We start from the raw sequence: 20,348 nt of genomic DNA, 5'->3' as shown, positions 1-20,348 counted from the left end.
CCGCCGGACGCAGTCTTGCGTAGCCCAGCTACGCAAGCAGCAGTCACAGGTGGCGCGGCACTCAAACGAGCGCAGCGCCGAATGCGCAGTACCTAACGAAGACGGTAAAAAGCATGAATCTTCACGAGTATCAGGGTAAGCAGCTGTTCGCTGAATACGGCCTGCCAGTTTCCACTGGTTACGCAGTAGACACCCCGGAAGCAGCAGCAGAAGCTTGCGACAAAATCGGCGGCAACGAGTGGGTCGTCAAAGCCCAGGTTCACGCCGGTGGTCGCGGTAAAGCGGGCGGCGTAAAGCTGGTTCGCAGCAAAGAAGACGCCAAAGCCTTCGCACAGCAGTGGCTGGGCAAGCGTCTGGTGACTTACCAGACTGACGCCAATGGCCAGCCAGTCACCAAGATCCTGGTTGAATCGTGCACTGATATCGCTAAAGAGCTGTACCTGGGCGCTGTCGTTGACCGTTCGAGCCGTCGCATCGTGTTCATGGCTTCCACCGAAGGTGGCGTGGACATCGAGAAAATCGCTCACGACACTCCAGAAAAAATTCTCAAGGCCACTATCGATCCACTGGTTGGCGCTCAGCCATCCCAAGGTCGCGAGCTGGCATTCCAGCTGGGTCTGGAAGGCAAGCAGGTCACTCAGTTCGCCAAGATCTTCGTAGGTCTGGCCAAGCTGTTCAAAGACCACGACCTGGCTCTGCTGGAAGTGAACCCGCTGGTGATCAAGGCTGACGGCGATCTGCACTGCCTCGACGCGAAGATCAACATCGACGCCAACGCCATGTATCGTCAGCCCAAGCTGAAGGCTTTCCACGATCCGTCGCAGGACGATCCGCGCGAAGCGCACGCTGCCAAGTTCGAACTGAACTACGTAGCCCTGGAAGGCAACATCGGCTGCATGGTCAACGGTGCCGGTCTGGCCATGGGTACCATGGACATCGTCAACCTGCATGGCGGCAAGCCAGCCAACTTCCTCGACGTAGGTGGTGGCGCTACCAAGGAACGCGTTACTGAAGCGTTCAAGATCATCCTGTCCGACCAGAACGTCGCGGCAGTACTGGTCAACATCTTCGGCGGCATCGTTCGCTGCGACATGATTGCCGAAGGCATCATCGGCGCTGTGAAAGAAGTCGGCGTGAAAATCCCGGTTGTTGTTCGCCTTGAAGGCAACAACGCTGAGCTGGGCGCTAAAGTACTGGCAGAAAGCGGTTTGAACATCATCGCTGCAACCAGCCTGACCGACGCTGCTCAACAAGTTGTCAAAGCTGCGGAGGGCAAATAATGAGCGTCCTGATCAATAAAGACACCAAAGTTATCTGCCAGGGTATTACCGGTTCGCAAGGTAGTTTCCACACCCAGCAAGCCATCGAATACGGCACCAAGATGGTTGGCGGCGTAACTCCGGGCAAAGGCGGCACCGAGCACCTGGGTCTGCCAGTGTTCAACACCGTTAAAGACGCAGTAGCTGCCACCGGCGCTACCGCCAGCGTGATCTACGTTCCGGCTCCGTTCTGCAAGGACTCGATCCTGGAAGCGGCATTCGGCGGCATCAAGCTGATCGTCTGCATCACCGAAGGCATTCCTACCCTGGACATGCTGGACGCCAAAGTTAAGTGCGACGAGCTGGGCGTAGTCCTGATCGGCCCTAACTGCCCAGGCGTGATCACCCCAGGCGAATGCAAGATCGGCATCATGCCAGGTCACATTCACTTGCCAGGCAAGGTCGGTATCGTTTCGCGTTCCGGCACCCTGACCTACGAAGCTGTGAAGCAGACCACTGACGCCGGTTTCGGTCAGTCGACTTGCGTCGGCATCGGCGGTGACCCGATCCCGGGTTCGAACTTCATCGACATCCTGAAGCTGTTCCAGGAAGACCCGAAGACCGAAGCGATCGTGATGATCGGCGAGATCGGCGGTTCGGCTGAAGAAGAAGCGGCTGCCTACATCAAGGCTAACGTGACCAAGCCGGTTGTTTCCTACATCGCTGGTGTGACTGCTCCTCCGGGCAAGCGCATGGGCCATGCTGGCGCAATCATCTCTGGCGGCAAAGGCACTGCAGACGAGAAATTCGCTGCGCTGCAAGACGCAGGCGTAAAAACCGTGCGTTCGCTGGCAGACATCGGCAAGGCCCTGGCCGAGCTGACTGGCTGGGAAGTGAAGAAGTAAGCTTCGGCTGACTTTTTAGCTCCAGCAGCAAAGGCCACCTTCGGGTGGCCTTTGTCGTTTCAGAGCAGCGGCAAGCTTCAAGCGGCTAGCTGCAAGATAGAAGCTTGCAGCTTGAAACTTGTAGCTTGCAGCTGCTTTTCTTATGTAAACGCGACACGGAAACGTCGCGTATCGGATAGTTCGCCCTCCAACAGTGCGTTTGTCAGCCAAATTCGTTAGGCTGGCCGCCATTTTTGCGTCCGCCGCCCACAAGGCAGCCACGCGCTTTAAGGGTCAGTCCCATACGGATCGACAGCATTTCCCTAATCCAACAGGGCAATCCCCCTCTAAATTCCGATTTCAGTAGTGTGGTATTACCTTAATGAAAGTTTTGAAAGGTCAGGACATCCTGGCACTTGGTTTTATGACGTTTGCCCTGTTTGTCGGGGCCGGTAACATCATTTTCCCGCCGATCGTCGGCTTGCAGGCTGGACCTCACGTCTGGATGGCCGCGCTGGGCTTTCTGATAACCGCCGTAGGTTTGCCGGTAGTCACTGTGGTGGCGCTGGCCAAGGTCGGCGGCGCGATGGATGCGCTGAGCAGCCCGATCGGCAAGATCGCCGGCGGTATCCTCGCGGCGGCATGCTATCTGGCTGTGGGTCCGCTGTTCGCCACTCCGCGTACCGCGACCGTTTCCTTCGAAGTGGGTCTGGCGCCGTTGACCGGCGAGAGCCCGCTGGCGCTGTTCCTCTACAGCTCGGTGTACTTCCTGCTGGTGTTCTTCATTTCGCTCTACCCTGGGCGTTTGCTGGATACCGTGGGCCGCTTCCTCGCGCCGCTGAAAATCATTGCGCTGGCAGTACTGGGCGTCGCCGCGTTCGCCTTGCCGGCGGGTGACATCGGTCACGGCACTCCAGAGTATGTGGCGGCACCGTTTTCCCAAGGCTTCATCAATGGTTACCTGACCATGGATACCCTCGGCGCACTGGTATTCGGCATCGTTATCGTCAACGCGATCCGCTCCCGTGGCGTCGAGTCGCCGGCGCTGATCACCCGTTACGCGATCATCGCCGGGCTGATTGCCGGCGTCGGTCTGGCACTGGTCTACGTCAGCCTGTTCCGCCTCGGGTCCGGCAGCCATGAAGTCGCGGTCGGCGCCACCAACGGCGCGGCGGTGTTGCATGCTTACGTGCAGCACACCTTCGGTTCGCTGGGCAGTGGTTTCCTTGCGGTGCTGATCTCGCTGGCGTGTCTGGTCACGGCGGTTGGCCTGACCTGTGCCTGCGCTGAATACTTCAGCCGTGTGCTGCCACTGTCCTACAAGACGCTGGTGATTATCCTCGCGGCGTTCTCGCTGCTGGTCTCCAACCTTGGTCTGACCAAGCTGATTGCTTTCTCGATTCCGGTACTCACCGCGATCTACCCGCCGTGCATCGTTCTGGTCGCACTGAGCTTCTGCAAGGATTTCTGGCATGAGCACGGGCGCATTCTTGGCCCGGTGATGTTGGTTTCCTTCGTTTTCGGCACCATCGACGCCCTGAAAGGCGCTGGTCTGGCCGACTGGATGCCAACTCAGCTGACCCAACTGCCGCTGAGCGAGCAGGGTCTGGCGTGGCTGGTGCCGTGCGTGATGACCCTGGTGGTCGCAGTGGTCTGCGATCGTCTGCTGGGCAAGCGCAGCGAAGTCACTGCCTGACGTGGTTCGGACCCGCCACAAGTGGGTCAGCCCCGGTTAAACAGAAATGCCCCGTATCAATCGATACGGGGCATTTTTTATCAGAGCTGATAATCCTCAGCCCAGATAACGTACGACCAGAGCTCCCACATTGACGTTGTCGCTGTCACGGCTCAGGAGTATTCGCTTGTCGGGCTGCACTGCCACCGAGATCCATTGCATACCGGGCCCCATAGAGTGAGTTACGTATCCCTTGCCATCTCCAAAGGTTGTGTCCAGTTCCCCCGTTGCCAGATAGCGGCAGGCAAGCATTTGCTCCTTGGTTATTTGCCCTGTACTCCCCACCACAACCAAGCCATCCTCAGGCTCCCCACTTAGATCGAACAAAGTGCAACCGTCGGTTAATCCAAGATCAGTGACAACAGGCTTACCCTGATTGAATGCGAGATTTGGCCTACCGTTCGGGTTGTACGCGGCCATCATTGCTTTGCGTCCTTTACCCCAAACGTCGTCAGGAGATGTGTCGACCTGGCCAGCAACAAAGAAGCTGCCGTCAGCACGTAACATCAGGCTTCGTACGCTGGCCGGGTAATCCGATGGAATGTAGACGGTCCCGGTGCCATCATCGCCGAAGTCTTTAGGTGTTCCATCGACGTTCAGGCGCACAATCTTTCCTTCTCCAGCCCTCGAACCTGCGACTGTGATTACTCCATCCTCTGCCACTGAAATCGAAGCAATGCCCATTGCAAGATCCAGCCAGCCTTTGTTGTTGAAAGCGGTATCGAAATCTCCTTTCTGATCAAGTCTGAACAGTCGGTCGCTTTGACCGACGAGTATTTTTTCATCAGCAGTCAGTACTAACCTGGTTCTGGATTGCGACTTGATGGAAGCTTCCGGTTTTGGCAATTGCGATTCGGACTGTGGCAGGAAAGGGACGTAAACCGTCCCATCGGGACCGAAATCGCGATCTCTTTGACCATCAGCGAAGAATCTGGCAAGCGCGAATCGAGTTCCTTGGTCCTCATCATATTGATACCCAAAAAGCAGCGCCTTACCGTCTTTATAAAGACAGGCGCCAGTGCCGCTGGCTTGTCCCGAACCTGTAAACGTACCTACGATCAAACCGTTTTCGTTGAAGCCAGTATCGTTAGTACCGTCTGCCAGTAATTGCGCCAAATGATAACTGACCTTGCCCTCTACAAAAGTTTGTCCCACGAGAAGGATCTTTCCATCCGGGCGCAAGCCTGCGATGTTCAAAGCGTGGCTTCCCGCAGCAAATGACTCGGCGTACCCCCGGTTGCCAAACGTTGTGTCAATGGGCAGCGCAGCGTTCAAAGGTGTCATGCTCAAATCCTTGTCTGATAGGGGAGCGGTCAGTGTTCCCGTTTGAGAAAACGACCTTATGCCTCGCCATACCCTCGGCGCTACTGTCAGAGTTGACAGGTATAAGCCTTGAAAGCTGATAGCTGCGGTCTATTTTTGAATGTATTTGACTCTTCAATGAGCGTGTCTTTTTACGAGCCAACACGTCGAAACGAAGGGTTCCCTCCATCATTCCTCTTGCTCAGGACAACGAATGTCGTTCATCCAAGCCAATCTGATCCACTTGCTCGCCGCCGTCTGGTTTGTCGTCTGCTGGGGCGGTTACACCCGTTATGCCACCTGGAAGGCCCGTGATACGGCGTGTCTGGCCAGCGTGTTGCACCTTTACCGCGAAGACTGGATGCGCCGCATGCTGCTGCGTGACAACCGCATCGCCGATGCCAGCGTGATCGGCAATCTGGAGCGCAACGCCTCGTTCTTCGCATCCAGCACGCTGATCATCCTCGCCGGTATTCTCACCGTGCTCGGTGCGTCCGACCGAGCTGTGTCGTTGTTGGCGGATATTCCGATGGTGCAACAGGCCTCGCAAGGCATGTCGGAGATCAAGTTGCTGTGCCTGGCACTGGTGTTCGTCTATGCGTTCTTTACTTTCAGCTGGTGCATGCGCCAATACAACTTCGCGGCGATTCTGGTCGGTTCAGCGCCGATGATCGGCGAGCGCCAAGTGACCGAGCAGGAACGCAAGGCCTTCGCTTCACGGGCGGCGCGAGTGATTTCGATGGCGGCCAACCAGTTCAACTTCGGCCTGCGCTCTTATTACTTCGGCATGAGCATGCTGGCGTGGTTCGTCAGCCCGTGGCTGTTCATGATCATGAGCGCGGGCGTGGTGGTGGTGTTGTATCGCCGCGAGTTTCATTCCGACGTTCTCGATGTCATGGTCTATACCCCTACAGAGGCGCCCGTCCCTGAGGCGAACAAAGAGGCTGTTTGATGAGTATTCCGTTCTGGTGTGTGTTTATCAGTGCTTTATTGATCTACGTGGCGCGCATGCCGGTGGCCAAGGCCATGAAAGAGCAGGGCGGGTATGACAATCACTTGCCTCGGCAGCAGCAGGCGCAGTTGACCGGCTTCGGTGCGAGGGCGCTGGCGGCCCATCAGAACAGCATCGAAGCCTTCATTCTGTTCGCGGTCGGTGTGCTGATGGCGCACACCACGCAAACCGCGGGTTGGCTGATCGATGCGCTGGCGATCATCTTCGTGATCTCGCGAGTGTTCTATCTGTGGTTCTATCTGGCCGATCTGGCGAAGTTGCGCAGCCTGATGTGGCTAGTTGGCTTCATCTGTTCGCTGTTGCTGATGATTAGTCCGACTTTTAGAACCGTGTTGCTCTAATCGGTAAATCGCAGGCAAAAGAAAACCCGCACTTAGCGGGTTTTCTTTCACACCAGAAAGCTTATTGCTTTTTGGCGGCTTCTTCTTGAGCAGCGGCGTTCGATTCAGCCTGAGCTTTGGCAGCTTCGGCGTTTTCTTTTGCTGCGTCGTTCACTTTATCCTGAGCTTTGTTCATGTCTTGCTGAGCTTGCTCAGCATGTTGGTTGGCATCTTGAGCTTTGTCCTCGGATTTTTTATCGCAGGCAGCGAGACCGAGGGAAGCGGTCAACATCAAGGCAATAGCTAAAGTCTTACGCATGGGGTGTATCTCCTTATGGAAAATAACTACTGGCCTTAAGAACTCGGCGCTACGGGTTAAGTTCCTCAATTGTTTCAGATATATAAGTTTGTTTTATCACGGAACTTTTGCCGCTTTTCTCACTACTGGCACAAGGCCCAAACGCGAGTAATTATCACATGGCCGAAAACCCCGTTTTTGAGCGCGCGACGCGCTTTTTATCGGCATTGCGTCACTGTCAGGTCTTGGGTCTGCAAGTGCACAGTGCGTCCAGCGAAGGGCTGACGGTGATCCTGCCGTACAGCGAAAAAATCGTCGGCAATCCCGAAACCGGAGTCATCCACGGCGGTGCCATCACTTCATTGATGGACACTGCATGCGGCATGTCGACCCTGTGCGTGCTGCCAGAGTTCGAAGTCTGTCCGACCCTCGATCTGCGCATCGACTACATGCACGCCGCTGAACCGAACAAAGCCGTGTACGGTTTTGCCCAGTGCTATCGCGTCACCACCGACGTGATCTTTGCCCGTGGTTTTGCTTACCAGGACGATCCCGAGCAACCGATTGCCCACGTCGTCGGCACATTCATGCGCATGGGCATCGGTCTGAAGGGCAGCAAGGGTTTCGCGGGCGCGATCAAGGGAGCGAGCCAATGAGCAACGAACTCAGGGAGCAGCTGCAACAGGCCCATGCACAGGGCGATTACACGCCGCTGCTGGCGTTGATTCCTTATGCCGGGCTGATCGGTATCGAATGCTCGCGAGTCGGCGATGAGTTGCTGTTCAAGCTGCCGGCGAACAAGGACAACATTGGTAACCCTTTATTGCCGGCGATCCATGGTGGCGTGATTGCCGGGTTCATGGAGCTGGCCGCCGCCCTGCATTTGCTGATTTTCACCGGCACGCCGGGTGTGCCGAAGATCATCGATTTTTCCCTCGATTACCTGCGCGCCGGGCAGTTTCGCGACACCTGGGCCAGGTGTCAGGTCTGCCGCCAGGGCCGTCGCGTCGCTAACGTAGCGGTCACTGCCTGGCAGAGTACCGAGGCCGAACCGATCGCCACCGCCCGCGCGCACTTCAAAATTGATGAGCCCTTGAAATCCTGAACAGCGCCCCCAACTCAGATGACAACCCGCCGCAGACCATTTCGGGTCGCGGCCACTGCCATCTGATTGGAGTTTGATGACCATGAGTGTGGAAACTCAAAAGGAAACCCTGGGCTTCCAGACCGAGGTAAAGCAGCTGCTGCACCTCATGATCCATTCGCTGTATTCGAATAAGGAAATTTTCCTTCGCGAATTGATCTCGAACGCCTCTGACGCTGTCGACAAGCTGCGCTTCGAAGCCCTGGCCAAGCCTGAGTTGCTCGAAGGTGGCGCTGACCTGAAAATCCGTGTGAGCTTCGACAAGGACGCCAAGACCGTCACCCTCGAAGACAACGGTATCGGCATGAACCGTGACGATGTGATCACCCACCTGGGGACCATCGCCAAATCCGGCACCGCCGACTTCATGAAAAACCTGTCCGGCGATCAGAAGAAAGATTCGCACCTCATCGGCCAGTTCGGTGTCGGCTTCTACTCGGCCTTCATCGTTGCCGACAAGGTTGATGTTTACAGCCGTCGCGCCGGCACTGCCGCCAGCGAAGGCGTGCACTGGTCGTCGAAAGGCGAGGGCGAGTTCGAAGTCGCCACCATCGACAAGCCAGAGCGCGGCACCCGCATCGTCCTGCACCTGAAATCCGGCGAAGACGAATTCGCTGATGGCTGGCGTCTGCGCAACATCATCAAGAAGTACTCCGACCACATCGCTTTGCCGATCGAACTGCCGAAGGAAGTCACTGCGGCCGAAGGCGAAGAGGCTCCAGCCGTTGAATGGGAAACCGTCAACCGTGCCAGCGCCCTGTGGACCCGTCCGCGCACTGAAGTCAAAGACGAGGAATACCAGGAGTTCTACAAACACATCGCTCACGACTTCGAAAATCCGCTGTCGTGGAGCCACAACAAGGTTGAGGGCAAGCTCGAGTACAGCTCGCTGCTGTACGTGCCGGCCCGCGCACCGTTCGACCTGTACCAGCGTGAAGCGCCGAAAGGCCTGAAGCTGTACGTGCAGCGTGTGTTTGTGATGGATCAGGCCGAGTCGTTCCTGCCGCTGTACCTGCGCTTCATCAAAGGCGTGGTCGATTCCAACGACCTGTCGCTGAACGTGTCGCGTGAGATCCTGCAGAAAGACCCGATCATCGATTCGATGAAAACCGCGCTGACCAAGCGTGTGCTCGACATGCTGGAAAAACTGGCGAAGAACGAGCCTGAGCAATACAAAGGCTTCTGGAAAAACTTCGGTCAGGTCATGAAAGAAGGCCCGGCAGAAGACTTCGCCAACAAAGAGAAAATTGCCGGTCTGCTGCGTTTCGCATCGACCCAGGGCGACGACGGCGAGCAGGTTGTCGGTCTGGCTGACTACCTGGCCCGCGCCAAGGAAGGTCAGGACAAGATCTACTACCTCACAGGTGAAACCTACGCGCAGGTCAAGAACAGCCCGCACCTGGAAGTCTTCCGCAAGAAAGGCATCGAAGTGCTGCTGCTGACCGATCGCATCGACGAGTGGCTGATGAGCTACCTCAGCGAATTCGACGGCAAGACGTTTGTCGACGTGGCGCGCGGTGACCTCGATCTGGGCAATCTGGACTCGGAAGAGGACAAGAAAGCCGCAGAAGAAGTTGCCAAGTCCAAAGAAGGCCTGGTCGAGCGTCTGAAAACTGCGCTGGGTGATTCCGTGGCTGAAGTCCGCGTATCCCATCGTCTGACCGATTCGCCGGCCATTCTGGCCATCGGCGAACAGGACCTGGGCCTGCAAATGCGCCAGATCCTCGAAGCCAGCGGGCAGAAAGTCCCGGATTCGAAGCCGATCTTCGAATTCAACCCGAGCCACCCGCTGATCGAGAAACTCGATGGCGAGCAGAGCGAAGAGCGTTTTGGCGACCTGTCGCACATCCTCTTCGATCAGGCTGCCCTGGCGGCTGGCGACAGCTTGAAGGATCCGGCCGCTTACGTGCGCCGGCTGAACAAGCTGCTGGTTGAACTGTCGGTTTGATCACGTTGTAGGAAAAACCCGCTTCGGCGGGTTTTTTCGTTCTGGTGTTTACTCAATCAGGAGTCAGAAATGAGCCAAGTCACTGTACGTTCCGTGGTCTATCAGATTGACGGCCAGGCCTATGAAGGTCGCCTGGCGTTCGACGCCGAGCACAAGGCTGCGCGCCCGGGTTTGCTGATGGCGCCGAACTGGATGGGCGTCAGCGCCGGTGCCGAAGACATCGCCAAAGCGGTAGCGGCCAAGGGTTACGTGGTGCTGATCGCGGATGTCTACGGCCAGAGCGTACGTCCGCAGAACGCTGATGAGGCGCTGGCAGCAATGATGCCGCTCAAGGACGACCGCGCGCTGCTGCGCAAACGTCTGCAAGTGGCTTTCGAGCAATTGCAGAGCCAGGGCGAAGCCACGGTGGATACTTCGAAACTGGCGGTGTTCGGTTTCTGCTTCGGTGGTTGCTGTGCGCTGGACCTGGCCCGCACCGGCGCGCCGGTAAAAGCGGCGGTGTCGTTCCACGGCACGCTGGATTCGCCGAACCCGGCGGATGCGCAGAACATCAAGGGCTCGGTGCTGGTGCTGCATGGCGCGTCCGATCCATTGGTGCCGAAAGAGCAACTGCCGGCATTCGAAGATGAGATGAACGCGGCCAAGGTCGACTGGCAACTGCTCAGCTACGGCGGCGCGGTGCACTCGTTTACCGATCCGCACGCCAATGTGCCGGGCAAGATGATGTACGACGAAAAGACCGCCAAGCGCGCGTTCAAGTCGATGCATGATTTGCTGGATGAAGTGTTCAAGGGCTGATTGCCCTCAGATCAAAAGATCGCAGCCTTCGGCAGCTCCTACATGAATCCGGTATAGGAGCTGCCGAAGGCTGCGATCTTTTGCTTTTAACGGCTTGCCGGTAGTTCGATCCGCTCGACTTCCCCCGGCACCGTCGGCCAATCCCCGGCTGCCCACTTGCGCCGTGCCTCATCAATCGCCGCCGAATCGCTTGCAACAAAATTCCAGTTGATCCGCCTCGGACCGTCCAGCGCCGCGCCGCCGAACACCACCGCGTGCACATCGCTTTCGGCAAACAGGCTCATCTCTTCGCCGGCTGGCAACACCACCAGCGCATGCGGCTCGATCGCCTCGCCATTCAACTGCGCATCCCCGCTCAACACGTACACCGCGCGTTCTTCATGCTCGGTGGGAATCAGCAGGGTGGTCGCGGTCTGCATCTTCACTTCCGCATACAGCGTAGGAGAAAGCACTGGCACCGGCGATTCCAGGCAAAAGCCTGACCCGGCAATCATGCGAATCTGCACGCCAAGGTTATCGCTGACCGGCAGCATCGCTGCCGGGTGATGGCTGTAATGCCCCGGGCCCTGTTCGTGTGCCTTGGGCGAGGCCAGCCAGACTTGCAGGCCATGCAAGGTGAAGGTCTCGGCGAGCAGTGGCGCTGGCGTACGCTCGACGTGGGCGATGGCGCTGCCGGCGGTCATCCAGCTGACATCGCCGGCACCGACCACTTGATCGGAGCCCAGACTGTCCTTGTGCTGCAATTGCCCTTCGAACAGATAGGTAAGTGTCGACAGGCCAATGTGCGGATGCTGGCGGATATCCATGCCTTTACCCGTCGGATAAATCGTCTCGAGCATGTGGTCGAAAAACACGAAAGGCCCGACGTTGCGGCATTTGGCTGACGGCAGCGGGCGCAGAATCGGCTGGCCTTCGACGTCTTCGGCGCGCGGGCGGATGATCAGGAGTGGCGTGTCCATGGTGCATTCCAGGCTGAGCGGGTGATGCCAGAAGCATAACCCGCCGCTGGCATCAGGAGGATTATTGGCTGTCGAAGCCTTGCGGTGCGTGCGTTTCGATGCTGACTTCGCTGGTGGTCATCAATTTGTGAATCGGGCAGCGATCGGCCACACGCAGCAGTTCCTCGCGCTGGGCGTCGGTCAGTACGCCTTTAAGGGTGAGGGTGACATGCAGGGCGTATTTGCCTTTCTGTTCCTGGCTGTTGTCGCGCTTTACCTCGACTCCCACGCCGGTCAGCGGGATGTCTTTTTTCTTCGCATACATTTTCACGGTCAGCGCTTTGCAGGCGCCCAGCGCAGCGTCGAAGTAATCGTGTGGCTCTGGCGCGGTGCCTTCACCCCCGGAGGTTTTCGGTACATCGGCAAACAATTCATGGTCGTCGATCTGGACGGTGTGACGAAAACCTTCAGCGGAGACGGTATTGACGGTAACAGTCATGGAAACCTCACAGGCGGCAGGAAAAATCGTTCGATCAAAGCAGACCTTGCAGTTATAGAGCATTCCCGGCAGTGGGCGTTCCGCTTTTCGGCAGGGATGAACCCTTGTCGTTCGGGCGCGGTCTAGGCTATGCCCATCTGCCGGAGATTACTTGTGTCCTTGTCTCGTCTGAGTCTTGCCTGTCTGCTGCTGTTCGCTGGCAGCGCCAGTGCCCGCGAATACACTTACAGCGATGCGCACCTGCATTACGTGGATTTTTTCCAGGAAAGCGCCGGCATGCAGAAATTGCTCACGGCCATGAAAGAAAATTCCATCGAGCACGTGATGATTTCCGGCATTCCCGTGGCGAAGAAATGGCATGAAGACGAACCCAAGCGCCCGCGTTATTACGCCGGTGATGACGCCGATGCCTATTGGTACAGCGCCACCGATGTGATCATTGCCGACGCGGTGCAAAAACTGGCGCCGGAGCAGCGCCAGTACTTTCATCCGTTCCTGTCCGGTTTCAATCCCAATGACAAGAATTCCGCCGCGCACATCCAGCGCATGCTCGACCTGTATCCGGGTTTGTGGCAGGGCATCGGCGAGGTGTTTACCCGGCACGATGACCTGACCGCGCTGACCTCCGGCGACACACCCCGGGCCAACAACGAGGCGATGACCAGGATCTATCACCTCGCTGCGGAAAACGATCTGCCGGTGATGCTGCATTCCAACATCACTTCCAAGCGTGAGAAAAATCCGCTGTATCTGAAGGAAGTTGAAGAGCCGCTGCGTAATCATCCGCACACGCGGTTCATCTGGGCGCACGCCGGCACCAGCGCCGAGATTCATCGGCATCAAACGCAATTACCGTTTCTCCTGCCAACCCTGACGCGCATGCTTGAGGCTCATCCGAATCTATTCATCGACCTGTCGTGGAGCATGCTCACGCCGTACTTGCTCGACGAGCAGGGCAAGCCGCGCGCCGAATGGCTGGCGCTGGTGGAAAAGTATCCCGAGCGCTTCATGCTCGGCTCAGACGTAGTAGGACGGTTCAACAAGCTCGGTCAGGAAATGCACAGCTACAAGCCGTTTCTCGATGCGCTGCCGGAGGCGGTGGCGCGCAAAGTCGCGCGGGATAACTTCCTGGCGATATTGCCGCGCAACACTGTAAACCCGCCGGTCCGCGCTGAAACGTCAAAGCCATGAGTTCGGACTAGCCACTCGTCTGCCTATCGCTTTTTCGTCTTACGCAATTTCAGGGCAATGCCGATACCTTCTAAAGCAACCCGCTGCAGGCTGATGCAGCGCTTTTGGAAGGAGCCAGAGTGATGAATATCCGTAGTCTCAATATTGCCCCGCGTGCCGGTCTCGGTTTTGGCCTGCTGGCCCTGATGGTGTTTGCCCTTGGCGCGTTCGCCTTGCTGCAAATGTCGAACATGCGTGCGCAGTCCGATGAAGTCGACAACAACTGGCTGCCAAGCGTGATGGCGGTGGGTGAGATGAGTCAGGACATGCTGCGCCTGCGCGCACTGACCATGCGCCTGTTGCTCAACCGTGACCCCAAGGCACTGGAGCAGAATGTCGCCAAGCTCGACGAGCTGCGCAGTGGCTTGAGCGAAGCGCAGCAGCGTTATGACGCGTTGATCGTGCTGCCTGAAGAGCGCGTATTGTTCGAACGCTTCAAGGGCACCGAGCACAAATACCTTGAGCTTCAGGCACAAGTCCTACAGCTGTCGGCACAGAATCGGGTCGCTGAGGCTGCGACGATTCTCAATGATCAGATGAGCCCGCTGGCCGATGAAATCGCCGCCACTTTGCGTGAGCTGGTCGAGTTGAATAAACAGAATGCCGGTCTGGCCACTGAGGCCGCGCGGCTGGTGTTCAAGCAATCGCGGCTATGGGTCGCAGTAATGATCGCCATGGCCGCGCTGATTACCGTCGGCCTGGCATTGCTGCTGACGCGCAGCATCGTCGTGCCATTGTCGCAATCGCTCAGCGTGGCCGAGGTGGTGGCCGGTGGGGATTTGACCGGTGACATTCTCATCTCCGGCAAAGACGAGCCGGCGCGCCTGCTGCAAGCGCTGAAAAGCATGCAGCACAATCTGCGCGACACGATCCGGCGCATTTCCGAGTCGTCGACCCAGTTGGCCTCGGCCGCCGAAGAACTCAGCAGCGTCACCGAAGATGCCACTCGCGGCTTGCATCAGCAAAGTCAGGAAATCGAACAGGCCGCCACTGCGGTCAACCAGATGACGGCGGCGGTGGAAGAGGTGGCGAACAACGCCATGGCCACGTCTGAAGCTTCCCGCGAATCCGACCGCATCGCCCGCCAAGGGCGCGAGCAAGTGCAGCAGACGGTGACGTCGATCGAGTTTCTCGCTGGCGATGTCACCAATAATGCCGCGCAGGTCGAGGCGCTGGCGCAAAAGGTTCATGGCATCAGCAAAGTGCTGGACGTGATTCGCTCGATCGCCGAACAGACCAATCTGCTCGCCCTCAACGCCGCGATCGAAGCCGCGCGCGCCGGCGATGCCGGGCGTGGCTTTGCAGTGGTGGCGGATGAAGTGCGCGCGCTGGCGCATCGCACCCAGCAGTCGACCCAGGAAATCGAGCAGATGATCGGCGGGATCCAGCAGGGCACCGATTCGGCGGTCAGTTCGATGCAGCAAAGCAATTCTCGGGCGCGCTCGACTCTGGAATTGGCCAAGAGCGCAGGCTCGGCTCTGGAGGAAATTGCCTCGGCGTTTACCTTGATCAACGAGCGCAATCTGGTCATCGCCAGCGCCTCGGAAGAGCAGGCAGCGGTGGCGCGCGAGGTGGATCGCAATCTGATGAATATTCGTGATCTGGCAATGCAGACATCGGCGGGGGCCAATCAGACCAGTGCGGCGAGTCAGGAGTTGTCGAAGTTGGCGGTGGATCTGAACGGGATGGTGGCGCGGTTTTCGGTGTGACCGCGCAATCCATTGCAATTGAAACCTGTGGGAGCGAGCCTGCTCGCGAAAGCGCAGTGTCAGCCACTGAAAAGGTTGGCTGAGCAGACGCCTTCGCGAGCAGGCTCGCTCCCACAGGGATTGTTATGTTTGCGTAAACTGCGGGCAATAAAAAGCCCCGCATTCGCGGGGCTCTTTGTTGTTGCGGTCGATCAGCTGCCTTTGACAGTCTTGCCGTTGACCGTACCGTCCTGGAGCATGATGTTGTACTCCTTGCCGTCAGTCTCGACCTGTTGCAGACGCACCAGCAGGTAATCCCAGTCCTTGGCGAACCACAGCACGGTGATGCGTTTGCTTTGTGTCGGATCGCGCACGCGTTCGACCTTGATGGCGTCGATCTGGCCGGCCTTGGTGTCGACCTTTTCCGAACCCAGCACGCGGAAGTCGTAGGTGTCGACTTCGCCATCATCAACCACCTGATAGCTCATGCTTTTCTTGCCGGCGGCAACGTCGTGCTGCAGCGCCAGTTGATAGGTCGACTTGTCGACCATGCCACGGTTCAGCGGGATCTTCACCGCGTCGCCACGGTCGGTGCCGGTCACCAGTTTGTTGGCCCAGTCGAAGTCCAGATCAGCTTTTTTCGCTTTGCCCAGACCGCCACGTTCAAAGTGGTAGGACTGCGGCAGTAGGGTGTCCTTGTCCAGCTTCAGGGTGCTCTCTTCAGTCAGGCTGGCGATCATCATCGATGCCTTGAAGCTGAGCTTCCAGACGCCGTCGGCTTCCTTGGTCAGGCTGCGTTCGGCGGTGCCGCTCATGGGCAGCTGCTTCCAGTCGGCGGTGTAGCTGGCGGAGAACGGTTGAAGGTCCGCTGCCTGCGCGAAGGGCAGGGCGAGCAGAGCGCAAGCGAAGAGCAGGGCGCGACGCATAATATCTCCTAGTGTCGAATCAAGTGGCCGCTGGCGGCGAGTAACTGGCCGTCGAGTAAAGCACCCTGGTCACCGAGTGTCAGCCTGCCTTCGGCAAACCAGCGTACTGCCATCGGGTAGATCAGGTGTTCCTGAGCGTGGACTCGTTGCGCCAGACTCTGCGGCGTGTCATGCAACTCTACCGGTAATACTGCTTGTACGACCAGTGGTCCGCCATCGAGTTCCTCGGTGACGAAGTGCACGGAGCAGCCATGTTCCGTGTCGCCGGCCTCCAGCGCACGCTGATGAGTGTGTAACCCTTTGTATTTGGGCAGCAGCGACGGGTGGATGTTGAGCAGGCGACCCTGGTAGTGGCGCACGAAATCAGCGCTGAGAATGCGCATGAAGCCGGCCAGTACCACGAGTTTGGGGTTGAATTGGTCGATCAGTTCGATCAACGCGGCATCGAAGGCCTCGCGGCCCTCGAATGCTTTGTGATCCAGCGAGCGGGTGGCGATACCCGCGTCGCGGGCGCGTTGCAGGCCGTAGGCGTCGGCGCGGTTGGAAATCACCGCAGCGATGCGGACCGGGCTGTCGCCGGTCCGCGTGCTGTCGATCAGAGCCTGCAAGTTACTGCCGGTGCCGGACAACAGCACCACGACATCACAGGACTTTGGCATCAGTGAGCCTTGAGGTTCTTCAGCTCGACCTGCGCAGCGCCCTCGGCGGCCACGGCGATCTGACCGATGACCCAAGGCTGCTCGCCGGCGTCACGCAGGGTGTTCAGCGCAACTTCAACGTGCTCCTGAGCTACACAAATGACCATGCCGACGCCGCAGTTGAGCACGCGGTGCATTTCGGTTTCATCAACGTTGCCTTTCTCTTGCAGCCAGTCGAACACGGCCGGGCGAGTCCAGCTGGCCACGTCAACCACTGCTTGCGCGCCTTTTGGCAACACGCGTGGGATGTTGTCGAGCAGGCCGCCACCGGTGATGTGGGCCATGGCCTTCACAGCGCCGGTGTCTTTGATCAGCTTGAGCAGTGGCTTGACGTAGATGCGGGTCGGGGCCATCAGCAGGTCGGTCAGCGGTTTGCCGTCGAGCTGGGTGTTCTCGATGTCGGCACCGGAGACTTCGATGATTTTGCGGATCAGCGAGTAGCCGTTGGAGTGCGGGCCGGACGATGGCAGGGCGATCAGGGCGTCACCGGTGGCGACTTTCGAGCCGTCGATGATTTCCGCCTTTTCCACGACGCCGACGCAGAAGCCGGCCAGGTCGTAGTCTTCGCCTTCATACATGCCTGGCATTTCAGCGGTTTCGCCGCCAACCAGCGAGCAACCCGACAGTTCGCAGCCAGCGCCGATGCCGGTAACCACTTGGGCAGCGGTGTCGACATTCAGTTTGCCGGTGGCGTAGTAGTCGAGGAAGAACAGCGGCTCGGCGCCGCACACCACCAGATCGTTGACGCACATTGCGACCAGGTCGATGCCGATGCTGTCGTGCTTGTTCAGGTTCAGCGCCAGACGCAGCTTGGTGCCGACGCCGTCGGTGCCGGAGACCAGCACTGGCTGCTTGTAGCCGGCCGGGATTTCGCAGAGGGCGCCGAAACCGCCCAGGCCGCCCATGACTTCCGGGCGCGCAGTGCGCTTGGCGACGCTCTTGATGCGTTCGACCAATGCTTCACCGGCGTCGATGTCTACACCGGCGTCCTTGTAGCTCAGGGAGGGTTGCTTGCTCATGATCCAGGCCTTTAGGGGAGGGGATTCAGGGGGTAACGACCGAGTTCAGCGGGAACATCGAACTCGATGGGCGATCGCCTCACGCGAGTTTCGAGGGGCCCGGCTGTTGCCGGTCTGCGAAGGCGCGCGATTTTATCAGGCTTGAGGGGCAGCGGCCATCCTCGCACCGACGGGCAGGGCCATATCGGCGGAAATTTTTTGCAATCGCAGGGTATGACTGCCTGTATAAGGTGTGGCGATTAACCGTCTATCGTTAGGACTGTGCAAAAACTTACCGCCACCGTGTGAATGTTTTGCCAGGGGAGGGGGTCACAGCCTTGCTCAAACGGTTCACGCGGCGTGTTCCAGCCGCTCCTGTCGACGGGAATTTTCCATGCGTTTTTGTAAATTGTTATTTGTAGGCTGCCTGACGCTGGTCAGCCTGGCGAGCCATGCCGAAAACCTCAAAGGCCTGTATCAGGTGCGTCAGCCGGTCAACGGCCAGGCGCCGGAAGAGCGCGATCGCGCCACGCAGGCAGCGCTCGATACCCTGGTGCTGCGCCTGACCGGCGACCCGAAAGCCGCGCAGAACCCGGGGCTGGCGCCGATTCGCAAGGATCCGCAGCAGATCATCAGCCAGTTCGGTTTCGACGCCGGGCCACCGGAAGTGCTGAAAGTCGACTTCGATCCGGCAACCACCGAGCAGGCCTTGCGCCGGGCCGGGTTACCGGTGTGGGGCGCCAGTCGACCGTCGATCCTCGGCTGGTGGCTGAACGATTCGACTGAAGGTGGGAGCCTGGTCGGTGATGGTCAGGCCGCAGCCGCGATGTTGCGCACGGCCGCGCAACATCGCGGTTTGCCACTGCGCTTGCCGCTGGCTGATCTCAGCGAGCAATTGGTTGCCACCGCACCGGCGCTGGAAAGCGCTGATCCGGCGCCCCTGCGCAGTGCTTCGGAACGCTACAACGCTGACGCCTTGCTGGCGGTGCACGCGCGCGAAGAGGGCGGGCAGTGGCAGGCGAAATGGCGCTTGTGGCTCGGTGATCAGAAAGAGGCCGGCAGCGTGCAGGGCGCCGATCAGGCTGCGGTTGCCGATGCGGTGATGCTGGCGGTAGCCGAGCGTCTGGCGCCGCGATTTGTCGCCAAGCCCGGCGCGTCGGGTCAGCAGACCCTGGAAGTGCAGGGCATGAATCTGGAGCATTATGCGGCGCTGCTGCGGTTACTCGAACCGTTCGGCGTGCGTCTGCAAAGCGTGCAGGGTGATCGGATCGTCTACCGGGTCAATGGCAGCGTCGATCAATTGCGCGCGCAATTGTCGCTGGCGAAGTTGCAGGAACTGCCGGCCGAAGCGCCGGCCCCGGTGGCGCCTGCCCAGCCAGCGGCGGATGGTGCGCCTGCGGTGGCAGCGCCACCCCCGGCAGCGGCGGCACCGTCGTTGCGGTTTCGCTGGTAAGTCTTTCCTTATATAGAAGCATCAGGAGTGGTAAATGGCCGATACGCGGCGTTGGTTCTGGCTCGGTGGGGTAGTCCTGCTTTGCGCGTTTGTATGGTTGCTGCACCCGATCCTCACGCCGTTTCTGGTCGCGTTGTTGCTGGCTTATCTGTTCGACCCGTTGGTGGATCGTCTGGAGCGGCTCGGGCTGTCGCGAACCTGGGGTGTGATCGCCGTGTTTGCCTTGTTCACCTTGATCGTCACCGCGTTGCTGCTGGTGCTGGTACCAATGCTCGCCAAGCAGTTGCTGCGTCTGTACGAGCTGGCGCCGCAGATGCTCGACTGGTTGCAGCACACCGCTGTGCCGTGGGCGCAAGCGAAACTGGGGCTGTCGGACGGCTTCTGGAAATTCGATAAGGTCAAAGCCGCGATCAGCGAGCACATGGGCCAGACCACCGACATCGTCGGCGTGGTGCTGAGTCAGGCGACGGCCTCGAGCCTGGCGCTGATCGGCTGGCTGGCAAACCTGGTGCTGATTCCGGTGGTGAGCTTCTACCTGCTGCGCGACTGGGACGTGATGATGGGCAAGATCCGCAGCCTGCTCCCACGTGATCGCGAAGAGCGCGTGGTTGCGCTGGCGGGCGAGTGCCACGAAGTGCTCGGCGCGTTTGTGCGCGGGCAGTTGCTGGTGATGGTTGCGTTGGGGGTGATCTACGCGGCAGGCCTGATGATCGTCGGTCTGGAGCTGGGGCTGTTGATCGGCCTGATTGCCGGTCTCGCGGCGATCGTGCCGTACATGGGTTTTGTCATCGGCATCGGCGCGGCATTGATCGCCGGGTTGTTCCAGTTCGGTGGCGATCTGTACCCGATGGTCGGGATCGTCGCAGTGTTCATGGTCGGTCAGGCACTGGAAGGCATGGTGCTGACGCCTCTACTGGTCGGGGACCGCATCGGCCTGCACCCGGTGGCGGTGATCTTCGCGATCCTTGCTGGCGGCGAGCTGTTCGGTTTCACCGGCGTTCTGCTGGCGTTGCCGGTGGCGGCGGTGATCATGGTGCTGGTGCGTCATGTCCACGACTTGTATAAGGATTCCGGGATCTACAGCGGCGTCGACGAACCCGAGCTGTGATGCGAGGGCCAGCCCGGCGCTTGGCCGGGCTGGCCCGTGTCGTGCAGGCGAGGGCGCCAGAGAATCCGTCACAAAACCGCTGCGTCAACGCAAACCTTTGATTTTGCTTG

Annotated in this window: 20 protein-coding genes; 13 read left to right on the top strand and 7 right to left on the bottom strand. The window is 59.0% G+C overall.

The window, feature by feature from the left end:
• Positions 1 to 113 precede the first annotated feature (113 nt).
• From sucC to brnQ, 3 genes are all read left to right on the top strand, one after another.
• Positions 114 to 1,280: an ADP-forming succinate--CoA ligase subunit beta gene (gene sucC / locus J5M66_RS06910; RefSeq protein ID WP_016773679.1), complete on the top strand. Its 1,167-nt coding sequence runs from the start codon at positions 114 to 116 to the stop codon at positions 1,278 to 1,280.
• Positions 1,280 to 2,164, top strand: coding sequence for a succinate--CoA ligase subunit alpha (gene sucD, locus J5M66_RS06905; protein WP_016773680.1), 885 nt, complete (start codon positions 1,280 to 1,282; stop codon positions 2,162 to 2,164). The genes sucC and sucD overlap by 1 nt, the downstream gene beginning before the upstream one ends.
• 361 nt (positions 2,165 to 2,525) lie before the next feature.
• On the top strand, positions 2,526 to 3,839 hold the full coding sequence (gene brnQ, locus J5M66_RS06900) for a branched-chain amino acid transport system II carrier protein (RefSeq protein WP_207807443.1): 1,314 nt from the start codon (positions 2,526 to 2,528) through the stop codon (positions 3,837 to 3,839).
• Positions 3,840 to 3,935: 96 nt separating this feature from the next.
• Here the strand turns inward: brnQ and J5M66_RS06895 are convergent, their stop codons facing one another.
• A complete protein-coding gene (locus J5M66_RS06895; protein WP_207807442.1) occupies positions 3,936 to 5,162 on the bottom strand; it encodes a hypothetical protein in 1,227 nt (408 codons plus the stop codon).
• Between the two features lie 232 nt (positions 5,163 to 5,394).
• Here J5M66_RS06895 and J5M66_RS06890 point away from each other — a divergent pair, with 232 nt between their 5' ends.
• Both J5M66_RS06890 and J5M66_RS06885 read left to right on the top strand, forming a co-directional pair.
• A complete protein-coding gene (locus tag J5M66_RS06890; RefSeq protein ID WP_016773682.1) occupies positions 5,395 to 6,132 on the top strand; it encodes a DUF599 family protein in 738 nt (245 codons plus the stop codon).
• On the top strand, positions 6,132 to 6,533 hold the full coding sequence (locus tag J5M66_RS06885; protein WP_016773683.1) for an MAPEG family protein: 402 nt from the start codon (positions 6,132 to 6,134) through the stop codon (positions 6,531 to 6,533). The genes J5M66_RS06890 and J5M66_RS06885 overlap by 1 nt, the downstream gene beginning before the upstream one ends.
• Before the next feature lie 61 nt (positions 6,534 to 6,594).
• Here J5M66_RS06885 and J5M66_RS06880 read toward each other — a convergent pair whose 3' ends face one another.
• The gene (locus J5M66_RS06880; protein WP_007959016.1) at positions 6,595 to 6,831 is read right to left on the bottom strand and encodes a hypothetical protein; all 237 of its coding nucleotides are present in this window, start codon (positions 6,829 to 6,831) and stop codon (positions 6,595 to 6,597) included.
• A gap of 158 nt (positions 6,832 to 6,989) precedes the next feature.
• Between J5M66_RS06880 and J5M66_RS06875 the strand changes: the two genes are divergently transcribed.
• From J5M66_RS06875 to J5M66_RS06860, 4 genes are all read left to right on the top strand, one after another.
• Positions 6,990 to 7,466, top strand: coding sequence for a PaaI family thioesterase (locus J5M66_RS06875; RefSeq protein ID WP_024012154.1), 477 nt, complete (start codon positions 6,990 to 6,992; stop codon positions 7,464 to 7,466).
• Positions 7,463 to 7,915 (top strand): PaaI family thioesterase, encoded by a 453-nt coding sequence (locus tag J5M66_RS06870; RefSeq protein WP_071171477.1) that lies wholly within the window; start codon positions 7,463 to 7,465, stop codon positions 7,913 to 7,915. The genes J5M66_RS06875 and J5M66_RS06870 overlap by 4 nt, the downstream gene beginning before the upstream one ends.
• An 82-nt stretch (positions 7,916 to 7,997) precedes the next feature.
• Positions 7,998 to 9,902, top strand: a complete 1,905-nt coding sequence (gene htpG, locus J5M66_RS06865) for a molecular chaperone HtpG (protein WP_038861952.1) — start codon at positions 7,998 to 8,000, stop codon at positions 9,900 to 9,902.
• A gap of 69 nt (positions 9,903 to 9,971) precedes the next feature.
• On the top strand, positions 9,972 to 10,700 hold the full coding sequence (locus J5M66_RS06860) for a dienelactone hydrolase family protein (RefSeq protein ID WP_207807441.1): 729 nt from the start codon (positions 9,972 to 9,974) through the stop codon (positions 10,698 to 10,700).
• An 86-nt stretch (positions 10,701 to 10,786) separates the two neighbouring features.
• Here J5M66_RS06860 and J5M66_RS06855 read toward each other — a convergent pair whose 3' ends face one another.
• Both J5M66_RS06855 and J5M66_RS06850 read right to left on the bottom strand, forming a co-directional pair.
• Complete coding sequence (locus tag J5M66_RS06855) at positions 10,787 to 11,659, bottom strand: pirin family protein (RefSeq protein ID WP_207807440.1); 873 nt, start codon at positions 11,657 to 11,659, stop codon at positions 10,787 to 10,789.
• 61 nt (positions 11,660 to 11,720) lie between these two features.
• On the bottom strand, positions 11,721 to 12,137 hold the full coding sequence (locus tag J5M66_RS06850) for an OsmC family protein (RefSeq protein ID WP_024012159.1): 417 nt from the start codon (positions 12,135 to 12,137) through the stop codon (positions 11,721 to 11,723).
• 129 nt (positions 12,138 to 12,266) lie between these two features.
• On the opposite strand from J5M66_RS06850, the gene J5M66_RS06845 reads away from it, so the two are divergent.
• The gene (locus tag J5M66_RS06845; protein ID WP_207807439.1) at positions 12,267 to 13,328 is read left to right on the top strand and encodes an amidohydrolase family protein; all 1,062 of its coding nucleotides are present in this window, start codon (positions 12,267 to 12,269) and stop codon (positions 13,326 to 13,328) included.
• A 122-nt stretch (positions 13,329 to 13,450) separates the two neighbouring features.
• Positions 13,451 to 15,076 (top strand): methyl-accepting chemotaxis protein, encoded by a 1,626-nt coding sequence (locus J5M66_RS06840; protein ID WP_207807438.1) that lies wholly within the window; start codon positions 13,451 to 13,453, stop codon positions 15,074 to 15,076.
• Positions 15,077 to 15,267: 191 nt separating this feature from the next.
• Here the strand turns inward: J5M66_RS06840 and J5M66_RS06835 are convergent, their stop codons facing one another.
• The 3 genes from J5M66_RS06835 to purM are packed head-to-tail and all read right to left on the bottom strand — an operon-like array spanning position 15,268 to position 17,698.
• Entirely contained in the window at positions 15,268 to 15,981 is a 714-nt protein-coding gene (locus tag J5M66_RS06835) for a DUF3108 domain-containing protein (RefSeq protein WP_056783915.1), read from the bottom strand.
• An 8-nt stretch (positions 15,982 to 15,989) separates the two neighbouring features.
• Positions 15,990 to 16,640 (bottom strand): phosphoribosylglycinamide formyltransferase, encoded by a 651-nt coding sequence (gene purN / locus J5M66_RS06830; protein ID WP_024012162.1) that lies wholly within the window; start codon positions 16,638 to 16,640, stop codon positions 15,990 to 15,992.
• Positions 16,640 to 17,698 carry a phosphoribosylformylglycinamidine cyclo-ligase gene (gene purM / locus J5M66_RS06825; RefSeq protein ID WP_016773695.1) on the bottom strand — a complete coding sequence of 353 codons (1,059 nt, stop codon included), beginning with the start codon at positions 17,696 to 17,698 and terminating at the stop codon, positions 16,640 to 16,642. The genes purN and purM overlap by 1 nt, the downstream gene beginning before the upstream one ends.
• Before the next feature lie 373 nt (positions 17,699 to 18,071).
• Here purM and J5M66_RS06820 point away from each other — a divergent pair, with 373 nt between their 5' ends.
• Together J5M66_RS06820 and J5M66_RS06815 are read left to right on the top strand one after the other, a co-directional pair.
• On the top strand, positions 18,072 to 19,130 hold the full coding sequence (locus J5M66_RS06820; RefSeq protein ID WP_207807437.1) for a DUF2066 domain-containing protein: 1,059 nt from the start codon (positions 18,072 to 18,074) through the stop codon (positions 19,128 to 19,130).
• A gap of 34 nt (positions 19,131 to 19,164) precedes the next feature.
• On the top strand, positions 19,165 to 20,238 hold the full coding sequence (locus J5M66_RS06815; RefSeq protein WP_016773697.1) for an AI-2E family transporter: 1,074 nt from the start codon (positions 19,165 to 19,167) through the stop codon (positions 20,236 to 20,238).
• Positions 20,239 to 20,348 lie beyond the last annotated feature (110 nt).

It is taken from the genome of Pseudomonas sp. 67(2021), from assembly GCF_017491835.1.
Lineage (GTDB): Bacteria > Pseudomonadota > Gammaproteobacteria > Pseudomonadales > Pseudomonadaceae > Aquipseudomonas > Aquipseudomonas atacamensis.
The sequence above is the reverse complement of the archived record's forward strand: the minus strand, read 5'-3'. Positions and strand labels throughout refer to the sequence as shown.